Source organism: Flavobacterium sp. UBA7680 (assembly GCF_002482975.1).
In the GTDB taxonomy this organism is placed as follows: domain Bacteria; phylum Bacteroidota; class Bacteroidia; order Flavobacteriales; family Flavobacteriaceae; genus Flavobacterium.
In genome coordinates, this window is sequence record NZ_DLHA01000054.1 from 148,677 (window position 1) to 168,340 (window position 19,664).

Sequence of the window (19,664 nt, forward strand, 5' to 3'; positions counted from 1 at the left end):
TTTTAAAAGGCTAATTGTGGTTCGTTTATTAAGGCTTTGGTATTTAATTTGAATTTAACGTCTCCGGTTTCAAGACCTAAATCTTCGATTACAAAATTTAGGTAGTCTTGTTTCAGGTATTTTTCATCGCGCGGATATACAATCATAATAGAAGTAGAATTGCTCATACCGTACATTCGTGGATAAATAAAGTCGGCTAGGGCGAGAGTGTCTTTTGTGGGAGTATAAACATGCAGTTTTTCTTCCATTCCAAAAGCCAGTTCATTGACCATTTGTCCAAATTTAGCTTTATCCTGCGCAACACCATTTAATAATTCTTGATTGTTTTTTGACATAGAAAGATTGAAATACATGTATTTACTGTATTGCTTTCTTAATTTGTCTATTTGAGAATTATTATTATCTGATAATTCTTGTTTTACTAATAAATCAGTTGGTCTGTATTGTAAAACATAATCTACATCGGCAACGTTTTTTTTGTAATGGTAACCGTTATCTTCATTCTGTATAAAATCATTCATTTCCTCTGGTGTATCAAAAGTTTTGTTACAAGAGGAAATGAATATTATTAAAAGAAGTACTAAAAGTTTATTTTTTGTCATATTCAGCATTAAGGCCTTTTAAAATTTCTTCAGTTAAGTCGGTAGATTCATCAGCATACATAATGTTTCCTCCGCCGCTGGCGCCAAATATGATTTTGTAATTATGATCTTTTCCATATTCTTTGATATAATCGTTTATATCATTAATTACGGTTTGTGTTACTTTTTTATCCTCTTCCTGGATTTTTTTCTGAATAGCTTCCTGGTAGCCATTAATTTGCTGCTGTTTGTTAGATAACAGCTCTTGTTTTAATTTTAATTCTTTAGGAGATAAAGAGGTTCTTTCTTTTTCGTAGTTTTTTAGTTCATTTTGCCAGTTACTTATTAAAGAATCAACATTAGCCTTCATTAAAGAAGCTTTTTTGTCAAACTCAGCTTTTGCAATTTTTGTTTTACTATACCCAGTAATTAATTTGTTAACATCAACATATACTAACTCTGAACTTGATTTTGCAAAATAGATTGCGACAATACTTAAAATAACTGCCAGACAAGCAGCATACAAAGGAATTTTTTTCATTTTGTTTATTAGGATAATTTTAACAATATTAATGAATTAATTGTTAATTTAATCAGATATGTATTATTTTTCTAACAATTATAACTAATTGATTTTTAGATAATTATATGCTTTGTTGATTGAGTAATAAAATATTTTAAATAAAAACTATTTAAAACGTGTCTAAAAATCATACAAATATGAATTTTTATATTTAATTTTTTTTACGGAAAACCACATTATCACAATTTTTTTTAATCGGAATAATATAATTTGAATACGATTTTTTAAAATTAAAAAAGATCAAAACCTTAAGGTTCCGCTCTTTTCAGAATTTAGTTAAACTGCTAATTTCTAAGTCGAAAAAGTCAACCCCTTAGCTTTAAAATTGCTAAACAAAACTTGTTTAGCTGTACTTATAGTCTCTTCAGTACGATAAATACTACACCAAAATTTAATCTGTATTTTAAATTTTCCATCAGAAATAGAATTGTAATAAACTTGAGATGGTTTGGTATTATTTACTAAAGGAAGACTTTCAAGAGAATTTAAAATAGTTGCATTTATATCTTTGGGAGTTGCATCGCCGCTAATTTCAATAGAAATATCTACCAGTTTAAAATTATCCGTATAAGTCCAGTTGGTAATATTTTGAGATAATAAATTACCATTCGGGATAATGATTTCGGCACCATTTGGAGCATTGATTTTGGTTGTTCGCAATCCCATCGACTTTACACGTCCGGATTCAGAACTAATATCAATAACGTCACCAATTTGAATTGGTTTATCAAAAATTAAAATAATACCCGAAACAAAATTGTTTACGACATTTTGAAGTCCAAGTCCCACACCGACTCCTAAAGCTCCTAAAAGAATACTCAGTTTGTCTAAAGGCATTCCAGAAGCGGCAACGGCTAAAAGATAACCTACAATTAAAACAATAAGTCTTGTAATGAGTAATTTAGAATGCTGTCTTTTGTTGATGTTTTCTTCGTTTTCGTCTTCAATTTCTCCAAAAAAGTACGCCACATAATTCTGTAGTAAATGCGCGGCCCAGACAATAATGAAAAATAGAACAATATTCCCTAAAGTGAAAGTGATGCTTCCAATGGTATTTGGACGACTTAGTAAAGTACCAAGAGAAGAACGTAATGACTCCCAAATGTTTAAATTGGAAGCAATTACAATTAGCCACATATAACTGATTATAATTATAAATGGTTTTTTTAGTGTATCAGAAACATTCTCGTAATCAAATATTTTTTCGATTCCACGTTTTATTCTTGTGGTGTAAATCTGTAAAAGGATTATTTCCAGAATTATTTTCAAGAGAACACTTAAAGCAACAATCTGTGTTAGCGAAATAAATGCAGTTAAACTCAACATATTTGAAAGCGAAACTCTTCCGAAAATATTATAAAGAATTGATAATCCATTTAATCCAATAAAAATAATGCTGGCCCATTTAAAGAATCCTTTAATATACAATTGATCTTTTAAGCTCTTAATTTGGACTAAGCCATATCGAATTCCCAGAATATTTATAATAATAAAAGAACAGCGTTGAAACAAGCCAACTTCAATGAAAAGATCCAGAAAACAAAGGGCAAAAAATAATCCGAAAAGCAATAGCCAGTTGCGCATTGATTTTCCAGACCAATCATTCTTAAATAAAATTGTAAGCACACCTAATGAACCTAATTGAAGCAGTTCTAAAAATAGGGCAGGAGCATATAAATTTGTGACTATAGCAATGTTTAAGCCTATAACGATTACAGGCAGAATAACGCCTCTGTTTAAATATTTAAAGTTAAAAAGAGAAAGATTTTCGGCATGACCGTTAGATTTTAAGTATTTCAAATTACGTGAAATATACCAAGCCAAAAGTCCCATAAAGAAACATAACGTAATTAATCCGCCGGCTTTGTAACTTAAATAATAAGCAGCAACATTTTCTTCGATTATAACTTTTGCTTTAATGTTGTGCGATACCACTTTTTTTGTCGTAGTATCTGTACTCCATAATGATGGATATTCTTTTTTAAGAATACTGATTCCAGATTTTTCGAGTTTTGTTTCTACGGTTGTTAGGGCATTTGAAACTGCAATTTTATGTTCTACTGTCAGTCTTTTTTTGACATTTAAAACTTCCTGATTTTTGGTCATCAGGCTGTCCGTTTTTAGATATCGTTTTTTAAGACTACCTAATTCTGTTTTAAATTGTTTTCTGCGAATGGTATCTTTTATAAGCGTAAAAAGAGTTTTGTCTTTGCGCAGATCAAGAATTTTACTTTTAATTTTTTCCAGATTTGCATTGTGGTGATCTATCGCTTTATTTTGATCGTTTAATTCCTGTTCGATTTCTTTTAAAACGATACGATACATTTGCTGGTTTCGAACGTTCGGGTTTGCACCTTTTAAACTTGCTAATATTAAATCGAGTTTACTTTCGGTTCGTTTAATTTCTCCAAACAAATGAAAAGTGTTTCCTTCGAATTCGGCATCATTTGCAGCCGATTGCAAAACATCTCCGGCTTTTTCAATAGACATTAAGTAGTCACTGTCTGTTGCTGTTTCTTCAAATAATTTAGATTTGTTTTCTGTTTTTGAAGTTGTAGTTTGTGAATAGGAAAATGATGCGAAAAAAAGTATCATTAGTAAGGCGGATAAATAAGAATTTCTTTTTGAATTCATAATTAATTTGGTGATTTAAGGTCTCCAAATTTAATTGTTTTTTATGTAGAATAACAGGTCTATTTCATAAAGAAATCTATTTTTCTATATGAAATTTAGGATCTATGGTAATTAAAATCCTTTTAAAAAGCTGTATTAGACGATTCCGAATTGATTTTAGAATTAGTGTCATTGCATCAAAATTTTCGACTTCTTTTTTTGTTTTGATAGCAATAATATTACTAATGATTGAAATACCATCACTAACAATAAGTAAATCCATTACCGCGGTTACAAACCATTTAAAGTTGTAGTTAAGTCCTATACTCATTAATGCTAAAGCAGTTGGTACTAACAACACAGCTAATTTGGAAACAAATCCAACAGCCAGTTTTTTAAAACTAAAATGATTGTTTAATACTATTGTTTTGATAACTCCTAAAAAGGTATCCATTATCATTAAATAAAATAACACTTTAACAATTCCTGTATCCATCTCTAAATAAATAAAAATAGCATAGACGAGTAGTTTTAATTCGTTTGAGTATTCTGAAATTTTGTTCATAATCGGTTTTGTTTTTAGAGATTTATTTGGGGGATTTAGATAAGAAATCTTTTGGGGTATAAACCCCAAAAGATTGTAATTATAAATTGATATTTTATAGTAAGTTAGTTTTTACTCGTATAGTATTACTTTCACCAGATGTATTTCCTGCCACATCTTGTGCTTTTACGCAAAAATCATAAGATGAGCTTCTGGATAACCCATTAACAGTAAAGAATGCTATATTATTTACTGTTGCAAATAAAATATTGTTTTTATAGATCAGATAATTAGCAATACCTACATCATTGTATATGGGTGCCCAAGATAAATCAACAAATGTAGCGCCCACTTTTTGTACTATTAAATTTGGAGGTGTTGTCAAGGCAGTTGTGGCAAGAGAACGTCCTGTATATTCAATAAAATGTACAACTCTATAAGGGTTCATTAATGAAAAAGGTATATCGCCTCCAGTTGTTTCTGTTTCTTGATTGACCAAGCCGGTCTGAAATCCATCATTGCCTCCAAAACGTAAACCTGTTCCTAGATTATAATTGTCAGAGACAAATTTATGAGAGTGGGAAGGGATTTCGGAAATTTCTAATTTCTTACTTTTGCTTCCTCCTAAATCACCTATAGTTGTGAAATCGGAATCAGCTATATTTAACCCAATAGGCATTCTACCTCTTAAAGGCACATACTCTTCCCATCCTTCTGGAAATGGTGCTGGTTTTCCCCAAATAGCAATCATTCCAATTGGTGTCCCAGATTTTTTTTCTAAATCAGTAATTCTACGAAGTAATGAATTTAGCAAGTTATTGCTTTTCATAACTTGATTTAAATTGTCCATTAATAATAAAGAATTTTCAGAATGATCAGAAGTCTCAAAATCTTCAACACTTGTATTTACATTATTTAAATATACTTTTCCACCTATGTAAGTATTCTCCCAATCAGCCTGATAATTTAAACTTAGACTTGTCTTATATTGGTCACTACTATCTGTTAATGCTCTTCCTGAAGGTTCTGTAGGGTTTAGTATGCCTTTTCTATCTTTTGACCCCAGTCTAAAATCAACAACTCGCACACATGAGGCAAACGACTCTTTTACATCTAATTTTGTTAGTAAATGAGATCCTAAATCCAAATCTCCTTGCATGGCTTTTGATCCATCAAGAGGAAGATAAGATTTATTGATTAAATCGATGTCAGTTTCAATCGTTTTGTAATCCTTTATAATTTCAAAATCTTCCACATTTCCTAAATTATAATAATTTACCGTTGAAGTATCAGTATTGTTAGGATTTGTTGGACGACTTAAATATTGAGATTCACTAATATATATAGCTTCATAATCAAAATAGGCGGTTTGAGACACACCTGTTCCATATATAAGGCTTGTTCCAGTTTGAATCGTTTTTAAATATCCCGTATTTGATCCTTCTTTAATTGGATATAAAATGCCTGGGAGAGCTAAATTCTTTTCATCCTTATGGATTACTGCCCATCCTTTTGCTGCACTAGTTGCGTGCGCTATAATGTAGTTTTTATTTGTTTTAAGGCCTAAATGACTTTTAAAAGCGCCGTATAACTCAGTTCGATAAGCTGTTTGAAGTCTTTCTAAAGTTTCCTGCTCAAGAGGAAAACCTCCCGGATGACTAAAATTTACTTGTTTCATTTTTATTTATTTTAATATCTGTTTTAATTTTACCTTTAGTTTAACTCTTAATTTATCAGTAAGAATAACTTTCGTAACTTTTACCAGCTAGTTTATAGAAATTTAAAAGATCGTGATATTCTCTGGTAGCTATTTTAATGGCTTCTGAGTGAGATTTAAAACTATTTTCGTTAGTTTCTATATCTATTGTTTTGTTTGTGATTAAAAATTTTGGCATGAATACTCTAAAATTGGCATAGTTTACTTGAGTGTAATCGCTGCGGTGTGCCAAATAAACAGGTTTGTTGTCCTTATTTTTGTAGTCATCATTTTTGAAAACTTTTAGCTGCGGAATTCTTAAAGTTTCATTCGGGTCTTCATAATATTCTTTATGGAGATATACATATTGTAATGAAGGTTTGACAGATTCATCTATGTAAATTAATCCTTCTAGTCGTTTCTGCTGAATGCTTAAATTAGGGTCATATTTTTTTGTTATGTTAAAGGCTTCATTTAATACTTTTTCCAGATAAATTACCTGTCCTGTATGCTGCATTTTATACAAGATGTCTTCATAAAGACTTTGAAGCGGTGCAATTAAAACGTTAAGCCAATGAACATGCGTTTTTTTTCGGAGAATAGGAGGGACAAGCCACAACAGAAGTTTTTCCCATTTTAAAATTGTGTATTTATTCATTGTATATATTTTGACTATTGGTTATCTCTATAAAATGTGTACGGAATGTAATTGACTTCAATGGTAATATTGTCCAGATCAAAATATCCTGCTCTTGGAATGAAATATTCAATGTTGCTTACATCAAATAGCTCAGAATTTCCTTCATTAAGATTTCTTGCTGTAGAAGTCTGAACTTTTGTCAAAATTGGAATTTTAATACCTTGAGCTTTCTGAATAGCGTCAACGAGATAAGTTTTGACGAAAGCACCGTTGAATTCGATATTCTTTAAATGATCTTTTACAGCATCGACAACGGGAAATACTGCTTCTTTTAATATCAATGATCCGTTTTTCTCATCTGTTTTATAATCTTCGCCATAGCTTGCTAATTTGGCAGCTTGTTCTGTAGATAATGTGTTTAAACTTTTTAATTGATAATATTCAACGTCGTTTGGATTGATCTTAATTGTTAAAGGATCGATATAGACATTTAGTTTTAGTTTTAAGACATCTCCATCATCCGAAGTAATATATACTTGATTTCCAGCATCTTTAATTTTAGCAATATATTCTTTAAATGCAAAAAGTTCATTTGGCACATCAATTCTTGAAATTTTATCGCCTTTTATTGTAGCTACTTTTATAAAAACAACCCCAACTTTATTATGAAAATAGTCTGAGAAAATTTCTACTGGTTTTTTTTCAGGATCTAGAACCGTTTCTAAATCAATTTCACTTACAGCACAATATTTTATAATTTTAGAATCTTCAATTTGTGCTTCATCCAGCTTTGTAGTGTCAAATTGATATGAACCATCTTTCCAAATCAACGAAACTCCATTACTGGTTAAAGGTACTCCGTAATGAAAGTTTAATGCCTGATCACGATACCAGTTCAAGGTATGAGGTCTTGATATTAAGGCATTCTTTTCTACTATTTTTTCGTGTACCCAAATAGCAGTTGCTACAATGTTTACCCAAAGTTGCCAAATGCTTGTTTTTGAGATATTTGTTAATCCAGCTAGAGAGGATTGTTTTTCTTTTTCATCCAGAATTTCTTTCTGTATTTCAGCAATTGTACGTGCCATATTTATTTTTAGATATAGATTAGCCTGTAAGTCATGTGTAATATGCTTATAGAGATAGTTTTTTATGTTTTGTGAATGCTGCTGAAAGCAGTTTTAGTTTTAGAGATTTCTAAAACGGAGAAGTCTTGTATTTTGCGTAATTATTTAATAAATGATAAAATCATCTTCAATAATCATGTAGTCAATTCCGGAGAAGTTATCCAATAAATATTGTTCTTCATCAGTAATAGAAGTTGCAGGATTTAGTTTCCTTGAATTGTAATATTCAACAATGTCCTTTTTAAAAGCTTCTCTGCCAACTTTTAAATCTTCATAAACAGAAATGTCATCTGTGATATCAAATTGATCATTGTCTTCTAAAATGTCAAATACCTTTTCTATGCTTCCATATTCTTGAAGCGACATGTCAAAAATATTTTGATTTTCTTGTGGTTTAATAGTTTCCATCGATTTTAATGTTTTGTAAATCGTTAACATCTAATGTTTTTACATGAAAGTTGTCATACGATAATTGTTTGTCTATTTCGTTTTCTAATCTAAGTCTGGATGTTGCATCCGGACTGTTTATATATTTTTTAATTCCAACGCCAAGAATAGGGAACTCTTTATAACTTCCTTTTTGGCTTAATAGTAAATGTTCTATGTTTTGCTGATCGGCATCTTTGATGGCGAAATCTCCTTTAGGATCATCTTTATATTCTCCTTTTATGATTAATAAGTCTTCATCAATAATAAAATCTTTCATTCTTTGTTATGTTTTTTAAATTAAATTATCTCAAATACTATCTCATAATCTGCGCGCGAAACCTTTGAAATAGTTTTTATTTGATACTGTAAAAATAAGCTTTGCTTACTCGTTAATCAAGATTTTATGGCTTAGTAATCAGTAGTTTCAGTGGTTTTTAATGTTCTTCTCTAAGCTTGAAAAAGAAACTTAAACAGCAGGAATAATTAAACTGGTAATAATTTGAATGATTATTTTTATGATGTTATTTTTAATTGCATTCAGCTTTATTTTTGATAAACCTGCTGTTTGTAACGCTTGTAATACGGTTAAATCTAACTGACTTTTTAAAAGCCATTCAAACTCTTCTTCGGTTAAATCACCAGATGAAAAAAGAATAATCCAGCGTTCGAGTTTTTCTTTGGATATTTCAAAGAAAATGTTGAGATCTTTTTCTAATTGAGGCTTAATGTCTTTATAACTACTTGTTATAATCGTTTTTAATTCTTTTTTTAAGTTTTCTATCAGCTTGTGTTTTTCCATAGGTTTATGAGTTAAGGTTTATTAGATCAATAAGTTCATCTTTTGATTGTTTGTCTTTTTTAATTTCATATTGAATAAGTAAATCAAAGGCTTCTCGAATTTGGATCTTAGATTCTTCTAAAAATGATTTGGATATAATTCCTTTTGTTTCCCAGTGTTTAAAAAAGCCTGCAACAAGATTTTTTTCTTTATCATTAAGTGTTTTCCACAGTTGAAAAGTGATCTCGTTATCAGGTTTGTTTTTTTCGTATTCTACAAGTTTTTCAATATCAAGAAACAGTTTATCAATCTCTTGTTTGTTTTCAGAATAAGAAGTAGTGGACTTATTCATTAAATTAATCGTTTCTACTTTTAGCTCTATTGTTTTTTCATAAGAATATTGATCAAACAAGGCAGTTCTGGTAGAGTTGCACGATGAAAGTGCGAAAAAAAAGAACAATTAAAAATGCGAAATGTTTTAATTTGAAATGCTTCATTTGTTATTTGTATAAGATTACATAATTTTTTTTGTCGCGTTTAAGTCGGCTAAGAAGTTTCCAGTCGTCATATCCTTTTTTGTCAAAGTGAGGAAGATCTTTAAAAGTTTTCCAGTCTCCGCCCCAGTTCCAACCATGTTTTTTGAAAATGTCAACGCATTCCTGCCAATCCGAAATCTTATCGTCGTCCCAATCTTTTGTTGTGTCCCATGAAGCAGTTTTACCATCGATAATTAAACAGATGTCTACCGCAAAACCATAATTGTGAATAGATTGTCCACCCTTGGCATTAGTTACTTTTTTTCCTGGTTTGGTTCTGCCAAAAGCATAAAGATCTTCCTGTTCCTGAAAAGTTCTGAGACCTTGTGTAATACGAACTTTTGCTCTTCCGGTTAATGCCAGATCGCATTCTTCGATGATTTTAGTTACTTCTTCCCTGACGGAAGGATGAAGCAAATCAATGTGTTTTTTTGTTGTTTGATCCATATTTGTGTTTATTAATGATTTAAGAATAAAAAGCCTTTCTCGATTGTATGAAAAGCAATCACAGTATTTGTAGAACAATAAAATTATTTGTGTGTTTTTGAGTTTTACAATTAAAAAACTTGTGGAATAAGGTCTAAAAAAAATCTTTTTAGGAACTCGTTTTGAGATTGAAAGATGATTTTATTTACACTGTAAAAATATGCCTAAATGCACTGTTTTTAAAATTTTATAACTTTGTAAATCAGTAGTTTCAGTAAGTGAAGTAATCTTTTTTTATTTTTTTTTATTCATTTGAGATTGAAAAAAAATGCAAAAAAATACCCGTTTTTTCTAGTTTGGAAAAACGGGTTTATAAATATTAAATTAAACAGGTTAATTTTTAATTTGATTATCAAATAGGAATATATGATATTACCTTATCTTGATTAATATTAAGTTTTATATTAGTTTGAGTAACTTCTAGTGAAGATATAGGGCTATTCTTTACTTCATAGATTAGTATATGGTCTTTTTCTGTTTTAATGAAATCTTTTCCTTCCAAGGCATTACTTATTACATGAAGTGAAATTTCTCTATTGAATTCTAAGAATAGATTTTGCATATAAGATTCTCCTCTCCAATATTTTTCGATAGCCTCTTCGTCTGAATATTCTTCCTCATGATGCTGAGTCTTCATAGATATTACATCTTTTCTTAAGAAATTGTCATAAAAATACTCATTTTCTCTTATTGTTCTTCTATTTTTATCAATATAAGAAAGTAAGTTTTGTTCTTTAGCATCTAATGAAATGGCAAAATGAAATATGTTTCTTGAATACTTATCTTTATAAATATAAATCATTAAATAAACCAATTCTTCAAAAGAACATTCCCTTACATAATTATCAAAATTATTTTCATCCCAATCGAATTTGTCATAATATAGTTGTCTACTTTTTAGATCATTTTGTTCTGTACGTTCCAGATTAAAATATAAAAAAATCTAGTTTAGGTAAATCAGTCATGATTATTCTTTATTCAAATTAAGTTTTGTAAATTAAGAATGTTTTACCAAATCGAGACATATAAAATTACCTTGTCTTCATTGATGTTTAATTTTATACTATTTTTAGTAACTTCTAACGAAGCAATAGGACTATTCTGTACTTCATAAATTAGTATACTATCTTTTTTAGTTTTTGTATAATCTTTTCCTTCGAGGGCTTTTTCAATAATTTCTAGGGGAATTTCTTTATTGAATTCTAGAAAGAGATTTTGCATATAACTTTCATTTCGCCAATATTTTTCGATAGATTCATCATCGGTATATTCTTCGCTATGAAACTGTGAGCTCATATTAATAACATCTTTTCTAATGAAGTCGTTAAAAATAAATTTATTTTCAGTTATTATTCTTCCTTTCTTGTTTGTGTAGGATTTTAGATTTTGATCTTCCCAGTCAACTGAAATTGAAGAGTCAAATTTTTCTCTTGGATATTTATCTCTATATATATGTATCATAATAAAAATAAGTTCTTCAAAAGAACAAGTTTCCACATAATTTTCAAAATGTCTTTCGTCCCAATCTACTTTGTTATAATAAAGTTCTCTTCTATTTAAATAGTTTTCCTCTGTAAGTTCCAGATTAAAATATAAAAAGTCAAGTTTCGGTAAATTCTTCATGATTTTTTATTTAATGAATTTAGTATATTCTATGTAATCTTTAAACTCCTCTAATAAAGTTTCTGCATAAAACTGTGCTCGTTCGACACTATTGCCTCCATCGATATATTTTGTGAAATGTAATTCTGGATATTTTAATTTCATTTTATTATCGACTTTAGCAAGAATTTTAAGGATTTTACTTTTATCTGGGTAAGGTTTAATTCTTCTTAAACTATAATCTACACCAGAACTTCCCACAGCACGTACCTCACGAAAGTTATTATTAATTGCCACAAGTATGTCTGAAGGACTTAACGCAGAATTGCCATAATGATTGTGTGTAAATACTAAATCAGTAAATTTACCACCATTTTCTCTAATAGCTTTTTTTGCTTTTATTAATTCTTCATCTATTCTTATAATCCCATCACCTCTATTAGTAAAAACTTCGTTTAAAGCTTCTCCTTCATGATCAAAAAACCTTCCAAATTCTTTTGTTTGAGTTCTAATAACATCTTCAGTAGCTTTTACTTGCTCAAAATTTCCAAAAGTATCATATTCTTTCCCAAGATTTTTTGCCACTTTAGTTTCAAGTTTAATAAAAGAATCTTTTAATTCATGCAGTATTTTTTGTCCTTCATTTACTTTCTTTTCTAGATTAGTAGCTTCTGTAGTACAACCTGAGTTTTTTAATACTTTAATTCCTTTTCTACCTTTTTTAACCAAATTCACTAAGCCTTCTAATCCGAAAGTGGTAATGTCTATAGCAATACTTATTTTAGTCCAATTGTCTACTAACCATTTTAAATCATTTTTAATTAATATTTGTTTCACTTTGTCACTAAGCATTGCCATTTCTACTGCTTCTTTTGTGACTTCTAAATAAGCCAGTGATACAGCTAATTTACTTCCTCCAAGAGCAATTACTCGTAAAGCAGATGCTGTTCCAATAATTGATGTTGTAAGACTTACTAATTCCCAAAACTGTTTGTTTTTTTCTTGTTCTGAGAGATGCAGAATCATTAAAATAGTTTCTGTTTTTTCAATTAATTCTCCTGGTTTTTGACTAGCAGTCGTTAATGAAGCCAAATGCATTGGGTTGCCGTATTGAATTGGCATTGTTAGCAGTTTAATAGGATCTGAGCCTATTTTTGGATCAAATATATTATGCTCTGCTTTGAAATCTTTCCAAAATTTATCCCAGTTGAGGCCTTCAACAGATGAAACTTTTATTAGACCGGTGTCTAATCTTGTTGTGTTTAAAAAGATATCTTTAAAAATAAAAGAATCTTTAGAACTTACATATGCTTTATTGACTTCAGTATTACTTTGTTTCCCGTAAGTGGTTGCCAGTTGATGAACTAATTTTAAAAACTCCTTTCTAATACTTTTGCCCGAATCATATATTTGTAAAACTTTTTTAGGTCTTTGTTCTAACCATTCATATAGTTTTTTTCCATCTTGTTTGTGTAAAGCTTTTAAGATATTTAAAATTCCCTGATCTTCATCTCGTCCTCCCAGATCAAAAATATTTTGATTTAGAAGAATATCTATATCCTTAAAGAGTTGCTCTTTTGTTTTAATCGCTGCGAGAATGAAATCTGGTATAATCTCATAAATAATATCTAATTTGTCTTTATCGGATCCTGCGACTGCAATGGCTGTTTTGTAATGCTGAGTTATTGTGGCTTTAAAATTTTCAGAATTATAACCTATAAATTCTGCTAAATATTTAAGTCCTTCATAGCTGCCGGTTTCAAATCTAAAAACCAGATTTTTTTGAGGATCAAAAATTCCCATTAAAAAATAGGTATGTAAAGGTTTAAAATATACCGCAAACTCAATATTTTTTAAATCAGCAATGGTTTCAAATTGATAACGATTACAGTCTATTATATGCCCTTTTTTTGACCCTGAAAGAAATTTTAATTGAGTGTTTTCTGGTAAGGAATTTAATTTTAATGCTTGTGTTTTATTACCTATGTTTTTTCTTATCCAATTTAAAATAGAAGTTAAAGGTGATGTTGATGCAGTTACAACTACTTCATTTAAAGGACTCGCATTTGTATATTGATAATGATTGTTATTGTTTAGAATATATCGATTACCTTTTAGTGTGATTTCTTCAGGTTTATGAGGATTGTTAGCATATTTTGCATCAAGTGATTTGGCAGCTTCATGTTGTTCTTTAAGTACTTTAAATATCTCATCATGATTTCTATCATCTTCAATCTGTTGACGCCAAACGCCAATCATAATCTGCCTGAAGCGAGCCATTTCTGAAGCACTGGTATCTTTAAGTTCTATATTGTGGTTTTTAACAATCATTATAATAGTATTTATTGGAGGACAGAAAAGATGTTTTTATTACAAAATTTCAACTTTTACAGGTTTAGGCTGTATATGATCTGAGAATGCAGTGGTAATATTGAGACGTAAATCGTCTTCCTGTTCGATTTTACCGTCACCTCCTAGGTAACAATTTTTGAAAAGTACTTCGAGAGCTTTGAATTCATCCATTTTAGACGCTTGTAATACTGCTGAACGAATATTAATGTCTGGAACTTTGAAGTAGGCAAATAGGGGAGTTTCATCATCATCGGCAATCGTGAGTTTGATTACTTTTTTATGTTTGTGTTTCCATTGATTTAGCTGTGCTTGAGTAATATTACCATCAAGAACATCTTTAGTATTTGATTTTGTAATTTCCATTTTGAATGTGATTATGTGATTGGACTTAAAGGAATAGAGACTGACTGAGTTTTTTCAGACCGAAAATACACAGCCAGCCTCCTGAAGTAGATAACCTGCTAAAACGGACTAACTAAGAGCTTTAATAGATATATCTGCATACAAAAATCATGTTTCAATGAACTCCATTTTTGTGTAACGCTTTGAATATTGGTTTTCTCTTTTGTGTCGGTTTTAGACAGGTATTAGTTTAAGAATGTATTTTTAAGATTAATTCCATTCAATATGAGAACAGATCAAATCAAAAGAAACCGCAATTTTGGTATCTCCCTGACTAATTCCTCTGCTGTTTGAGTTGAACTCGCAGTTTCTTACAGTATGCGTAATCATTTCGTTGCTGTCGTCTAAATAACTAACGATGATGCTGAAAGGATTAATATCCTGTAATCTTTGACCTTTTGGTAGCGTAGCCAAAATTGCTTCTACTTCGTAGTTATATAAAGTAAGCGAAGCCTTTGCCTCATATTTTCCTCTTCCTCTATGCACCGGCATGTCTCCGGCACCGTAGTGATTTTCTTTAGATACAGAGTCACTATAATTTACAGCGGTAATACCGCTAACAATATTGCCAGCAATACTTACTTCAATTGATGACCAGCTGTGTTGTTGTCCGTTAATTAAGGGTAATTTATTCATATATAGTTTTGTTTGTTTTTATATCTTGATAACGTTCAAGAACTATCACTTTGTTACTTATGTTTTAGCAATAAAATTTGGTGATATGATTTTGTGAATTTTTAATTGAAAATGAAAATTTGATAAATTATGCTTTATCGATTCCAAATGGGTTTTTGAATCCTAAATCAACCATAATTTTGCGAGCAGTTCCAATTGGAGTAATTTCTGCTTTCACTTTTAATTCTGAAGTTGCCAAAATGTTCTGTTTAGGATCTACATAAACATCAAAAGAAGATACTTCTTGGTTAGCAACCATTCCTTCTAAAGCACTTCTGCATAGACCTTCAAAGCTTTTTGAAACAGACTGAGGTAATTTACCATCAATATCTACCAAAACCGGAGAAGCTAATTTTGGAAGTAAAGCAGTACGTAATAAACGAGTCGCTTTATTAATAGTACGATTGTTTTCAACATACGCAAAGTCTGACGTTCCTGTTGTGCAAGTGTGACTGTCATTAAAATAAACCCCGGCTAAACCTGTGTGCGTTTGTGTGAAAATGTATCTTTTATCGTTTAAAGTAGCTAGATCTCCAAGAGTTTCGATCTTTTTTCCACCAATAAATGCTGGTTTAGAAAAACCTTCGCCAGTAAGGTTAAATTTTTCGATCCATGCAATGTTTTCAGAAACTTTTGCTTTAGATAAAGCCCCTAAAACTAATCCAACAGCAGCAGAATTTGGATATTTAACAGCTTGTTTAGCATCCATAGCAACTACAACAGATACGTTTGCAGCATTAAGTCCATCTAAAGAAGAAGCTGTCGCAGGATTAAAACCTTTTCCTTCCAGAATAATTTCAAAAGGCATAAAGTTTTGATAAGCAAGATCGGCTTGGGTTTGTGCTTTTGCAACTGCTTCTAATGTTTCTTCAAAAGATGATTGGCTAGAATAAATAATAGCCATTTGACGAATATCTCCATTGGCTTTTTCTTGCATAGTTAATGCTTTACGGACAATTTCTCCATAAGCAGGACCTTCTGTTTTCATGATGTACAAGTCACCAGAAGGATTCATTCTGAAAAATTGCTGAATTTGATAGTAAACAGATACCTGTGCATTATCATTTTCTTCTGTAATACCAAAAGCTTCAGCATCTTCTAATGAAGATAAACGTTCTACTTTGTTTGTTTCTAGTTTCTCGGTTGAGATTCCATCAAAAAGTAATCCTGAAGTCATATCCTGTTCAGGGTTTCTTCTACCTAATCCACCTGAAAGTTTGTTAATTACTACATTGTTTAATGTGTTCATAATATAATTGTTTTTAATTGTTTATAATTTTACTTTGTCTACGATTAAAAAAAGACAAAAGGGTGACTGTAACAGGTTGTTAAACTTGTTAGATTAAATATTTAATGCTTGAAAAGAGTTGTAATTATAAATTCAAAAAAGGTGAATTTGTTTTTTTAGACTTTCTTTAAAAAAGAAGTGTTTTCTATTAAATTTTAGCTTAACGAACCGAGAAAAATTTACGTTGTTTTGCGAGTAACAAATTTAAGGCTCAGGTTTGATTTTTTCAAAATTTAAGATTTGCAAAGTCAGTAATTTCAGTGCTTTATGCCTTAGCTTGCGTTGCAAGACCTTCGTTTATGATTGTATAAATAGTTCGTTCTGTTAAGAATAAAGTATCAGAAAGTTCAGCAACTACAACCTTCATTTGTTTCGCTTGATTTTGGTTTAGATAATTAATTACATAATCTCTTCTTTTTTCTAAAAGTGTCCTGTTTCTTCTCATAATAAGTTTTAAATAATAGGTTTGTGTTTTGTATTGGCTTATATGCTTTGCAACTTAAATATTGGTGCTTAGATCTATATTTCCTTCAACTTGATTTGGATTTATTTCTATTATGTCAGAAGTTAAATTGTATCCCAGTTTTTCTAATTCTTGGTTACTTAGTCCATTATTAAAAAGAATATATTTCTTTTTTAAAATGTTTTCAACTAATGTGGTTTTATAGGCGATTTCCCAAATGAAGTAATCGTTTTTATTCCAATAAACATTATCATTGTTATATTGCTTTTCTCTTATCTTAAATGTTGAATTTGTATCAATAAGAGAATTGTTATTATTGTTAGACAAGACGGCTTTGTCTATATGATATGCAATTTCAAATACCTCTTCATAACTTGTTGAAGAAACACCAATTGGAAGCACTATATAAGTACAAAAATTCACATCTGCTTTATAGTTTTTTTCAGAGGATGTTTCCCAAGAAATAGTATCATATTTAAACATTACTATAGGAGTTTCTATAGAAGTTTTAAAAACTGCATCACTAAAAAGTCGAACAGTTAATGCAGTAGAATTAAACTCAGTTTCAATTGCATTTTTTTTCTCGTTATAAAATTCTTTTAAAATCATATGTTGGGTTATTTTTAAGCAAATTTAAAACATATGTTTGTATTTTACAAACATATTACATATAAAAACGCAATAGTTTCAGTAATATGATTTAATTGTTTGATGGTGAATAAGTAGGTTTATTAATAAGTATTAAAAATAATACATCTTGAAAATGAGTTATTTTGAAAATAAAATTAAAAAATTATGATATTTGTCATACATTATGTAGCTTTGCAACATATACTTGAAGTTTTTCTTTAAGTAAAACATATTACATAATAATAAACGTAGTTCAATATGGAAATACATAATAAAATAAAACGTATTATAGACGAATTGAAATTAAATAATAACTCATTTGCTAAGTTAATAGGAGTAACCAGTACTACTATAGATAGTATTACGATTGGGAGATTACAATCTGACGGAGAACGAAAAAGAACAAAGCCTGGTTTTGATTTACTTCAAAGTATTATTATGCATTGTAATGTAAATCCGGAATATTTTTTTGGAAACAGTGAAAATATTTTTGTTGATAGAGCAAATAATATAGCGAATTTAAATGTACCAAAAATTATAACGGTTAATGATGATGGAGATGAAAACATTAACTTTGTTGGGGTAAAGGCACGTGCTGGTTATTTAGACGGTTATGCTGATCCGGAATATATGGAAACCCTTCCTTCATTTAGTATGCCAATGTTAAAAAATGGAACTTATAGATGTTTTGAGATAAAAGGGAATTCGATGTCAACAACAATACACGATGGCGATTATCTTTTTGGAAAATACGTAGATAATTTTGATGATATTTTAGATGGTAGAATCTATGTTATTGTTAGTAAAAATGATGGCGTTGTTGTAAAAAGAGTCTTAAACAGAATAAGAGAAAGTGGTAAACTGATATTAAAATCTGACAATAGAGATGGGAATTACCCAATGTATTCAATTTATGCCGAGGATATTCTAGAGGTTTGGTATGCGAGTATGTATGCCTCCAGACAAATGCCGGATCCTATTAATATCTATGAAAAACTTCATGCTCTTGAAAGTAAATATTATGAGCTGGAAGAGGCTTTTAAAAAGAAGTAGAATTAACTTGTCAAGGAATATTGATAAGAGATTTTATAAAAAATACCACTTAATTATTTAATAATTAAGTGGTATTTAATATTTGATTAAAAATTGATTTTTTTAAGAAATGCTTCCTGTTCCTGTTCCACTTTGCGTTGTTGCACTACCAGTTGTAGTTACAGTAGTAGTTACCGTTCCTGATTTTACAAATACTTCAATAGCTGCGGCTAATTGTGCTGCAATATTATCAATAGATGAAGCATTCTCCGTCTTTTCTTTTTCCTCACTTAAAAGAGATTTGATGGCTATTTTTAAGCCGGACGTGTTTAAGGCCATAATTTTGTTATTTTAAGAGTTCTGCTAAATTTGCTTTTATTGTAATAAGTTTATTTAAGTTGATTGGCGGCCCGGAAGGACCAACGGGTGTAGTAACAGTAATTTTGCCAATTTCATCGATCAATTCTTCTAACTTTGATTTTAAACTTTTTCCTCCGGCATTAATTTTAAATTTGTCATCCATTTCAAAAGTTAAATTGCCTTTTACAAATGAAGTTTTGACATCTGAAATTAAAGCTTCAAAACCATCTCTAATGATTATTTTGGCTTCTCTATCCTTTAAACTAAAAATTGTTTTACCTTCATTAATGCTGATATTTTGCTCTTGGATGCTGAAACTGTTTTTTGAAATTTCTTTTCCGTTTTCATCATAGAATGCTGTGTTGATGTTTGAATTTATCTCATCACTGTTAAATTCTATTTGAGCGATGTTTTTATATGCTGGTGCCGAATTCAAATTATCGATGTTTTCTTGTTTTTTAAAAAGAATTTTAAGTTTGTCTGCATCAGTATTTATTTCTAGATAATGGTTTTGGTCATTTTTAAAACGAATAAAATTACGTTCGACCTCTGAAAACTGTGAAATAAACGCCCTAGTCTCAACTCCATCAATTATTGAAGCCAAAACCCAGCTGTCTTTTTTTGGGATTGTGATAATCCCTTGTTCTAAATCTAAGATAGAGGCTTTTAAGCGTACATTTTTAAGTATAGCACCGTCAGCACGCATAATGTTTACAGTATAAGCATCTTCTGTATTGTGGAATGATTCTATTTCTTTGTTTATCTCAATGACTTTTGCTGCAAAGGTTTCAATAATTTGATTTTTACTGGCGACATCTTTTATTAAATCGGTTATATTTCCCATATT

Annotated in this window: 23 protein-coding genes; 1 reads left to right on the top strand and 22 read right to left on the bottom strand. The window is 30.0% G+C overall.

Annotated features, from left to right (window positions below):
* Nucleotides 1-2: 2 nt before the first annotated feature.
* The 20 genes from B3C18_RS22550 to B3C18_RS22645 form a co-directional block, all read right to left on the bottom strand.
* The gene (locus B3C18_RS22550; protein WP_291152183.1) at nt 3-602 is read right to left on the bottom strand and encodes a hypothetical protein; all 600 of its coding nucleotides are present in this window, start codon (nt 600-602) and stop codon (nt 3-5) included.
* Nucleotides 589-1,122, bottom strand: a complete 534-nt coding sequence (locus tag B3C18_RS22555; protein WP_291152185.1) for an OmpH family outer membrane protein — start codon at nt 1,120-1,122, stop codon at nt 589-591. The genes B3C18_RS22550 and B3C18_RS22555 overlap by 14 nt, the downstream gene beginning before the upstream one ends.
* A gap of 333 nt (nt 1,123-1,455) precedes the next feature.
* Nucleotides 1,456-3,759 (bottom strand): mechanosensitive ion channel family protein, encoded by a 2,304-nt coding sequence (locus B3C18_RS22560; RefSeq protein WP_291152187.1) that lies wholly within the window; start codon nt 3,757-3,759, stop codon nt 1,456-1,458.
* A gap of 115 nt (nt 3,760-3,874) precedes the next feature.
* Complete coding sequence (locus B3C18_RS22565; RefSeq protein ID WP_291152189.1) at nt 3,875-4,342, bottom strand: phage holin family protein; 468 nt, start codon at nt 4,340-4,342, stop codon at nt 3,875-3,877.
* 94 nt (nt 4,343-4,436) lie between these two features.
* Nucleotides 4,437-5,999: a hypothetical protein gene (locus B3C18_RS22570; RefSeq protein ID WP_291152191.1), complete on the bottom strand. Its 1,563-nt coding sequence runs from the start codon at nt 5,997-5,999 to the stop codon at nt 4,437-4,439.
* A gap of 55 nt (nt 6,000-6,054) precedes the next feature.
* Complete coding sequence (locus tag B3C18_RS22575) at nt 6,055-6,675, bottom strand: hypothetical protein (RefSeq protein ID WP_291152193.1); 621 nt, start codon at nt 6,673-6,675, stop codon at nt 6,055-6,057.
* A 14-nt stretch (nt 6,676-6,689) separates the two neighbouring features.
* On the bottom strand, nt 6,690-7,745 hold the full coding sequence (locus tag B3C18_RS22580) for a hypothetical protein (protein WP_291152195.1): 1,056 nt from the start codon (nt 7,743-7,745) through the stop codon (nt 6,690-6,692).
* A 144-nt stretch (nt 7,746-7,889) separates the two neighbouring features.
* Entirely contained in the window at nt 7,890-8,192 is a 303-nt protein-coding gene (locus tag B3C18_RS22585; protein ID WP_291152198.1) for a hypothetical protein, read from the bottom strand.
* Nucleotides 8,179-8,490 carry a hypothetical protein gene (locus B3C18_RS22590; protein ID WP_291152201.1) on the bottom strand — a complete coding sequence of 104 codons (312 nt, stop codon included), beginning with the start codon at nt 8,488-8,490 and terminating at the stop codon, nt 8,179-8,181. Before B3C18_RS22590 ends, B3C18_RS22585 begins: the two co-directional genes overlap by 14 nt.
* A gap of 189 nt (nt 8,491-8,679) precedes the next feature.
* Nucleotides 8,680-9,012 carry a hypothetical protein gene (locus B3C18_RS22595; protein WP_291152203.1) on the bottom strand — a complete coding sequence of 111 codons (333 nt, stop codon included), beginning with the start codon at nt 9,010-9,012 and terminating at the stop codon, nt 8,680-8,682.
* Between the two features lie 4 nt (nt 9,013-9,016).
* On the bottom strand, nt 9,017-9,403 hold the full coding sequence (locus tag B3C18_RS22600; RefSeq protein ID WP_291152205.1) for a hypothetical protein: 387 nt from the start codon (nt 9,401-9,403) through the stop codon (nt 9,017-9,019).
* Nucleotides 9,404-9,491: 88 nt separating this feature from the next.
* A complete protein-coding gene (locus B3C18_RS22605) occupies nt 9,492-9,974 on the bottom strand; it encodes a M15 family metallopeptidase (RefSeq protein ID WP_291152208.1) in 483 nt (160 codons plus the stop codon).
* Nucleotides 9,975-10,365: 391 nt separating this feature from the next.
* Complete coding sequence (locus B3C18_RS22610; protein ID WP_291152210.1) at nt 10,366-10,815, bottom strand: hypothetical protein; 450 nt, start codon at nt 10,813-10,815, stop codon at nt 10,366-10,368.
* Between the two features lie 206 nt (nt 10,816-11,021).
* Complete coding sequence (locus tag B3C18_RS22615; protein WP_291152212.1) at nt 11,022-11,636, bottom strand: hypothetical protein; 615 nt, start codon at nt 11,634-11,636, stop codon at nt 11,022-11,024.
* A gap of 6 nt (nt 11,637-11,642) precedes the next feature.
* A complete protein-coding gene (locus B3C18_RS22620; RefSeq protein WP_291152214.1) occupies nt 11,643-13,946 on the bottom strand; it encodes a hypothetical protein in 2,304 nt (767 codons plus the stop codon).
* Nucleotides 13,947-13,985: 39 nt separating this feature from the next.
* Nucleotides 13,986-14,330 carry a hypothetical protein gene (locus B3C18_RS22625; protein ID WP_291152216.1) on the bottom strand — a complete coding sequence of 115 codons (345 nt, stop codon included), beginning with the start codon at nt 14,328-14,330 and terminating at the stop codon, nt 13,986-13,988.
* 249 nt (nt 14,331-14,579) lie between these two features.
* Complete coding sequence (locus tag B3C18_RS22630; protein WP_291152218.1) at nt 14,580-15,005, bottom strand: hypothetical protein; 426 nt, start codon at nt 15,003-15,005, stop codon at nt 14,580-14,582.
* A gap of 127 nt (nt 15,006-15,132) precedes the next feature.
* Complete coding sequence (locus tag B3C18_RS22635) at nt 15,133-16,293, bottom strand: DUF2586 domain-containing protein (protein WP_291152220.1); 1,161 nt, start codon at nt 16,291-16,293, stop codon at nt 15,133-15,135.
* 304 nt (nt 16,294-16,597) lie between these two features.
* Nucleotides 16,598-16,777, bottom strand: a complete 180-nt coding sequence (locus B3C18_RS22640) for a hypothetical protein (RefSeq protein WP_291152222.1) — start codon at nt 16,775-16,777, stop codon at nt 16,598-16,600.
* 54 nt (nt 16,778-16,831) lie between these two features.
* Nucleotides 16,832-17,404 (bottom strand): hypothetical protein, encoded by a 573-nt coding sequence (locus tag B3C18_RS22645; protein WP_291152224.1) that lies wholly within the window; start codon nt 17,402-17,404, stop codon nt 16,832-16,834.
* 279 nt (nt 17,405-17,683) lie between these two features.
* On the opposite strand from B3C18_RS22645, the gene B3C18_RS22650 reads away from it, so the two are divergent.
* Entirely contained in the window at nt 17,684-18,478 is a 795-nt protein-coding gene (locus B3C18_RS22650) for a S24 family peptidase (RefSeq protein WP_291152226.1), read from the top strand.
* Between the two features lie 102 nt (nt 18,479-18,580).
* Here B3C18_RS22650 and B3C18_RS22655 read toward each other — a convergent pair whose 3' ends face one another.
* A complete protein-coding gene (locus B3C18_RS22655; RefSeq protein WP_291152228.1) occupies nt 18,581-18,796 on the bottom strand; it encodes a hypothetical protein in 216 nt (71 codons plus the stop codon).
* 7 nt (nt 18,797-18,803) lie between these two features.
* A complete protein-coding gene (locus B3C18_RS22660) occupies nt 18,804-19,661 on the bottom strand; it encodes a hypothetical protein (protein WP_291152230.1) in 858 nt (285 codons plus the stop codon).
* Between the last annotated feature and the right edge of the window lie 3 nt (nt 19,662-19,664).

Coding starts and splice junctions, on each gene's coding strand:
- B3C18_RS22550 (WP_291152183.1), bottom strand. CDS start 602: ATGACAAAAAATAAACTTTTAGTACTTCTTTTAATAATATTCATTTCC.
- B3C18_RS22555 (WP_291152185.1), bottom strand. CDS start 1,122: ATGAAAAAAATTCCTTTGTATGCTGCTTGTCTGGCAGTTATTTTAAGT.
- B3C18_RS22560 (WP_291152187.1), bottom strand. CDS start 3,759: ATGATACTTTTTTTCGCATCATTTTCCTATTCACAAACTACAACTTCA.
- B3C18_RS22565 (WP_291152189.1), bottom strand. CDS start 4,342: ATGAACAAAATTTCAGAATACTCAAACGAATTAAAACTACTCGTCTAT.
- B3C18_RS22570 (WP_291152191.1), bottom strand. CDS start 5,999: ATGAAACAAGTAAATTTTAGTCATCCGGGAGGTTTTCCTCTTGAGCAG.
- B3C18_RS22575 (WP_291152193.1), bottom strand. CDS start 6,675: ATGAATAAATACACAATTTTAAAATGGGAAAAACTTCTGTTGTGGCTT.
- B3C18_RS22580 (WP_291152195.1), bottom strand. CDS start 7,745: ATGGCACGTACAATTGCTGAAATACAGAAAGAAATTCTGGATGAAAAA.
- B3C18_RS22585 (WP_291152198.1), bottom strand. CDS start 8,192: ATGGAAACTATTAAACCACAAGAAAATCAAAATATTTTTGACATGTCG.
- B3C18_RS22590 (WP_291152201.1), bottom strand. CDS start 8,490: ATGAAAGATTTTATTATTGATGAAGACTTATTAATCATAAAAGGAGAA.
- B3C18_RS22595 (WP_291152203.1), bottom strand. CDS start 9,012: ATGGAAAAACACAAGCTGATAGAAAACTTAAAAAAAGAATTAAAAACG.
- B3C18_RS22605 (WP_291152208.1), bottom strand. CDS start 9,974: ATGGATCAAACAACAAAAAAACACATTGATTTGCTTCATCCTTCCGTC.
- B3C18_RS22610 (WP_291152210.1), bottom strand. CDS start 10,815: ATGATTTATATTTATAAAGATAAGTATTCAAGAAACATATTTCATTTT.
- B3C18_RS22615 (WP_291152212.1), bottom strand. CDS start 11,636: ATGAAGAATTTACCGAAACTTGACTTTTTATATTTTAATCTGGAACTT.
- B3C18_RS22620 (WP_291152214.1), bottom strand. CDS start 13,946: ATGATTGTTAAAAACCACAATATAGAACTTAAAGATACCAGTGCTTCA.
- B3C18_RS22625 (WP_291152216.1), bottom strand. CDS start 14,330: ATGGAAATTACAAAATCAAATACTAAAGATGTTCTTGATGGTAATATT.
- B3C18_RS22630 (WP_291152218.1), bottom strand. CDS start 15,005: ATGAATAAATTACCCTTAATTAACGGACAACAACACAGCTGGTCATCA.
- B3C18_RS22635 (WP_291152220.1), bottom strand. CDS start 16,293: ATGAACACATTAAACAATGTAGTAATTAACAAACTTTCAGGTGGATTA.
- B3C18_RS22640 (WP_291152222.1), bottom strand. CDS start 16,777: ATGAGAAGAAACAGGACACTTTTAGAAAAAAGAAGAGATTATGTAATT.
- B3C18_RS22645 (WP_291152224.1), bottom strand. CDS start 17,404: ATGATTTTAAAAGAATTTTATAACGAGAAAAAAAATGCAATTGAAACT.
- B3C18_RS22650 (WP_291152226.1), top strand. CDS start 17,684: ATGGAAATACATAATAAAATAAAACGTATTATAGACGAATTGAAATTA.
- B3C18_RS22655 (WP_291152228.1), bottom strand. CDS start 18,796: ATGGCCTTAAACACGTCCGGCTTAAAAATAGCCATCAAATCTCTTTTA.
- B3C18_RS22660 (WP_291152230.1), bottom strand. CDS start 19,661: ATGGGAAATATAACCGATTTAATAAAAGATGTCGCCAGTAAAAATCAA.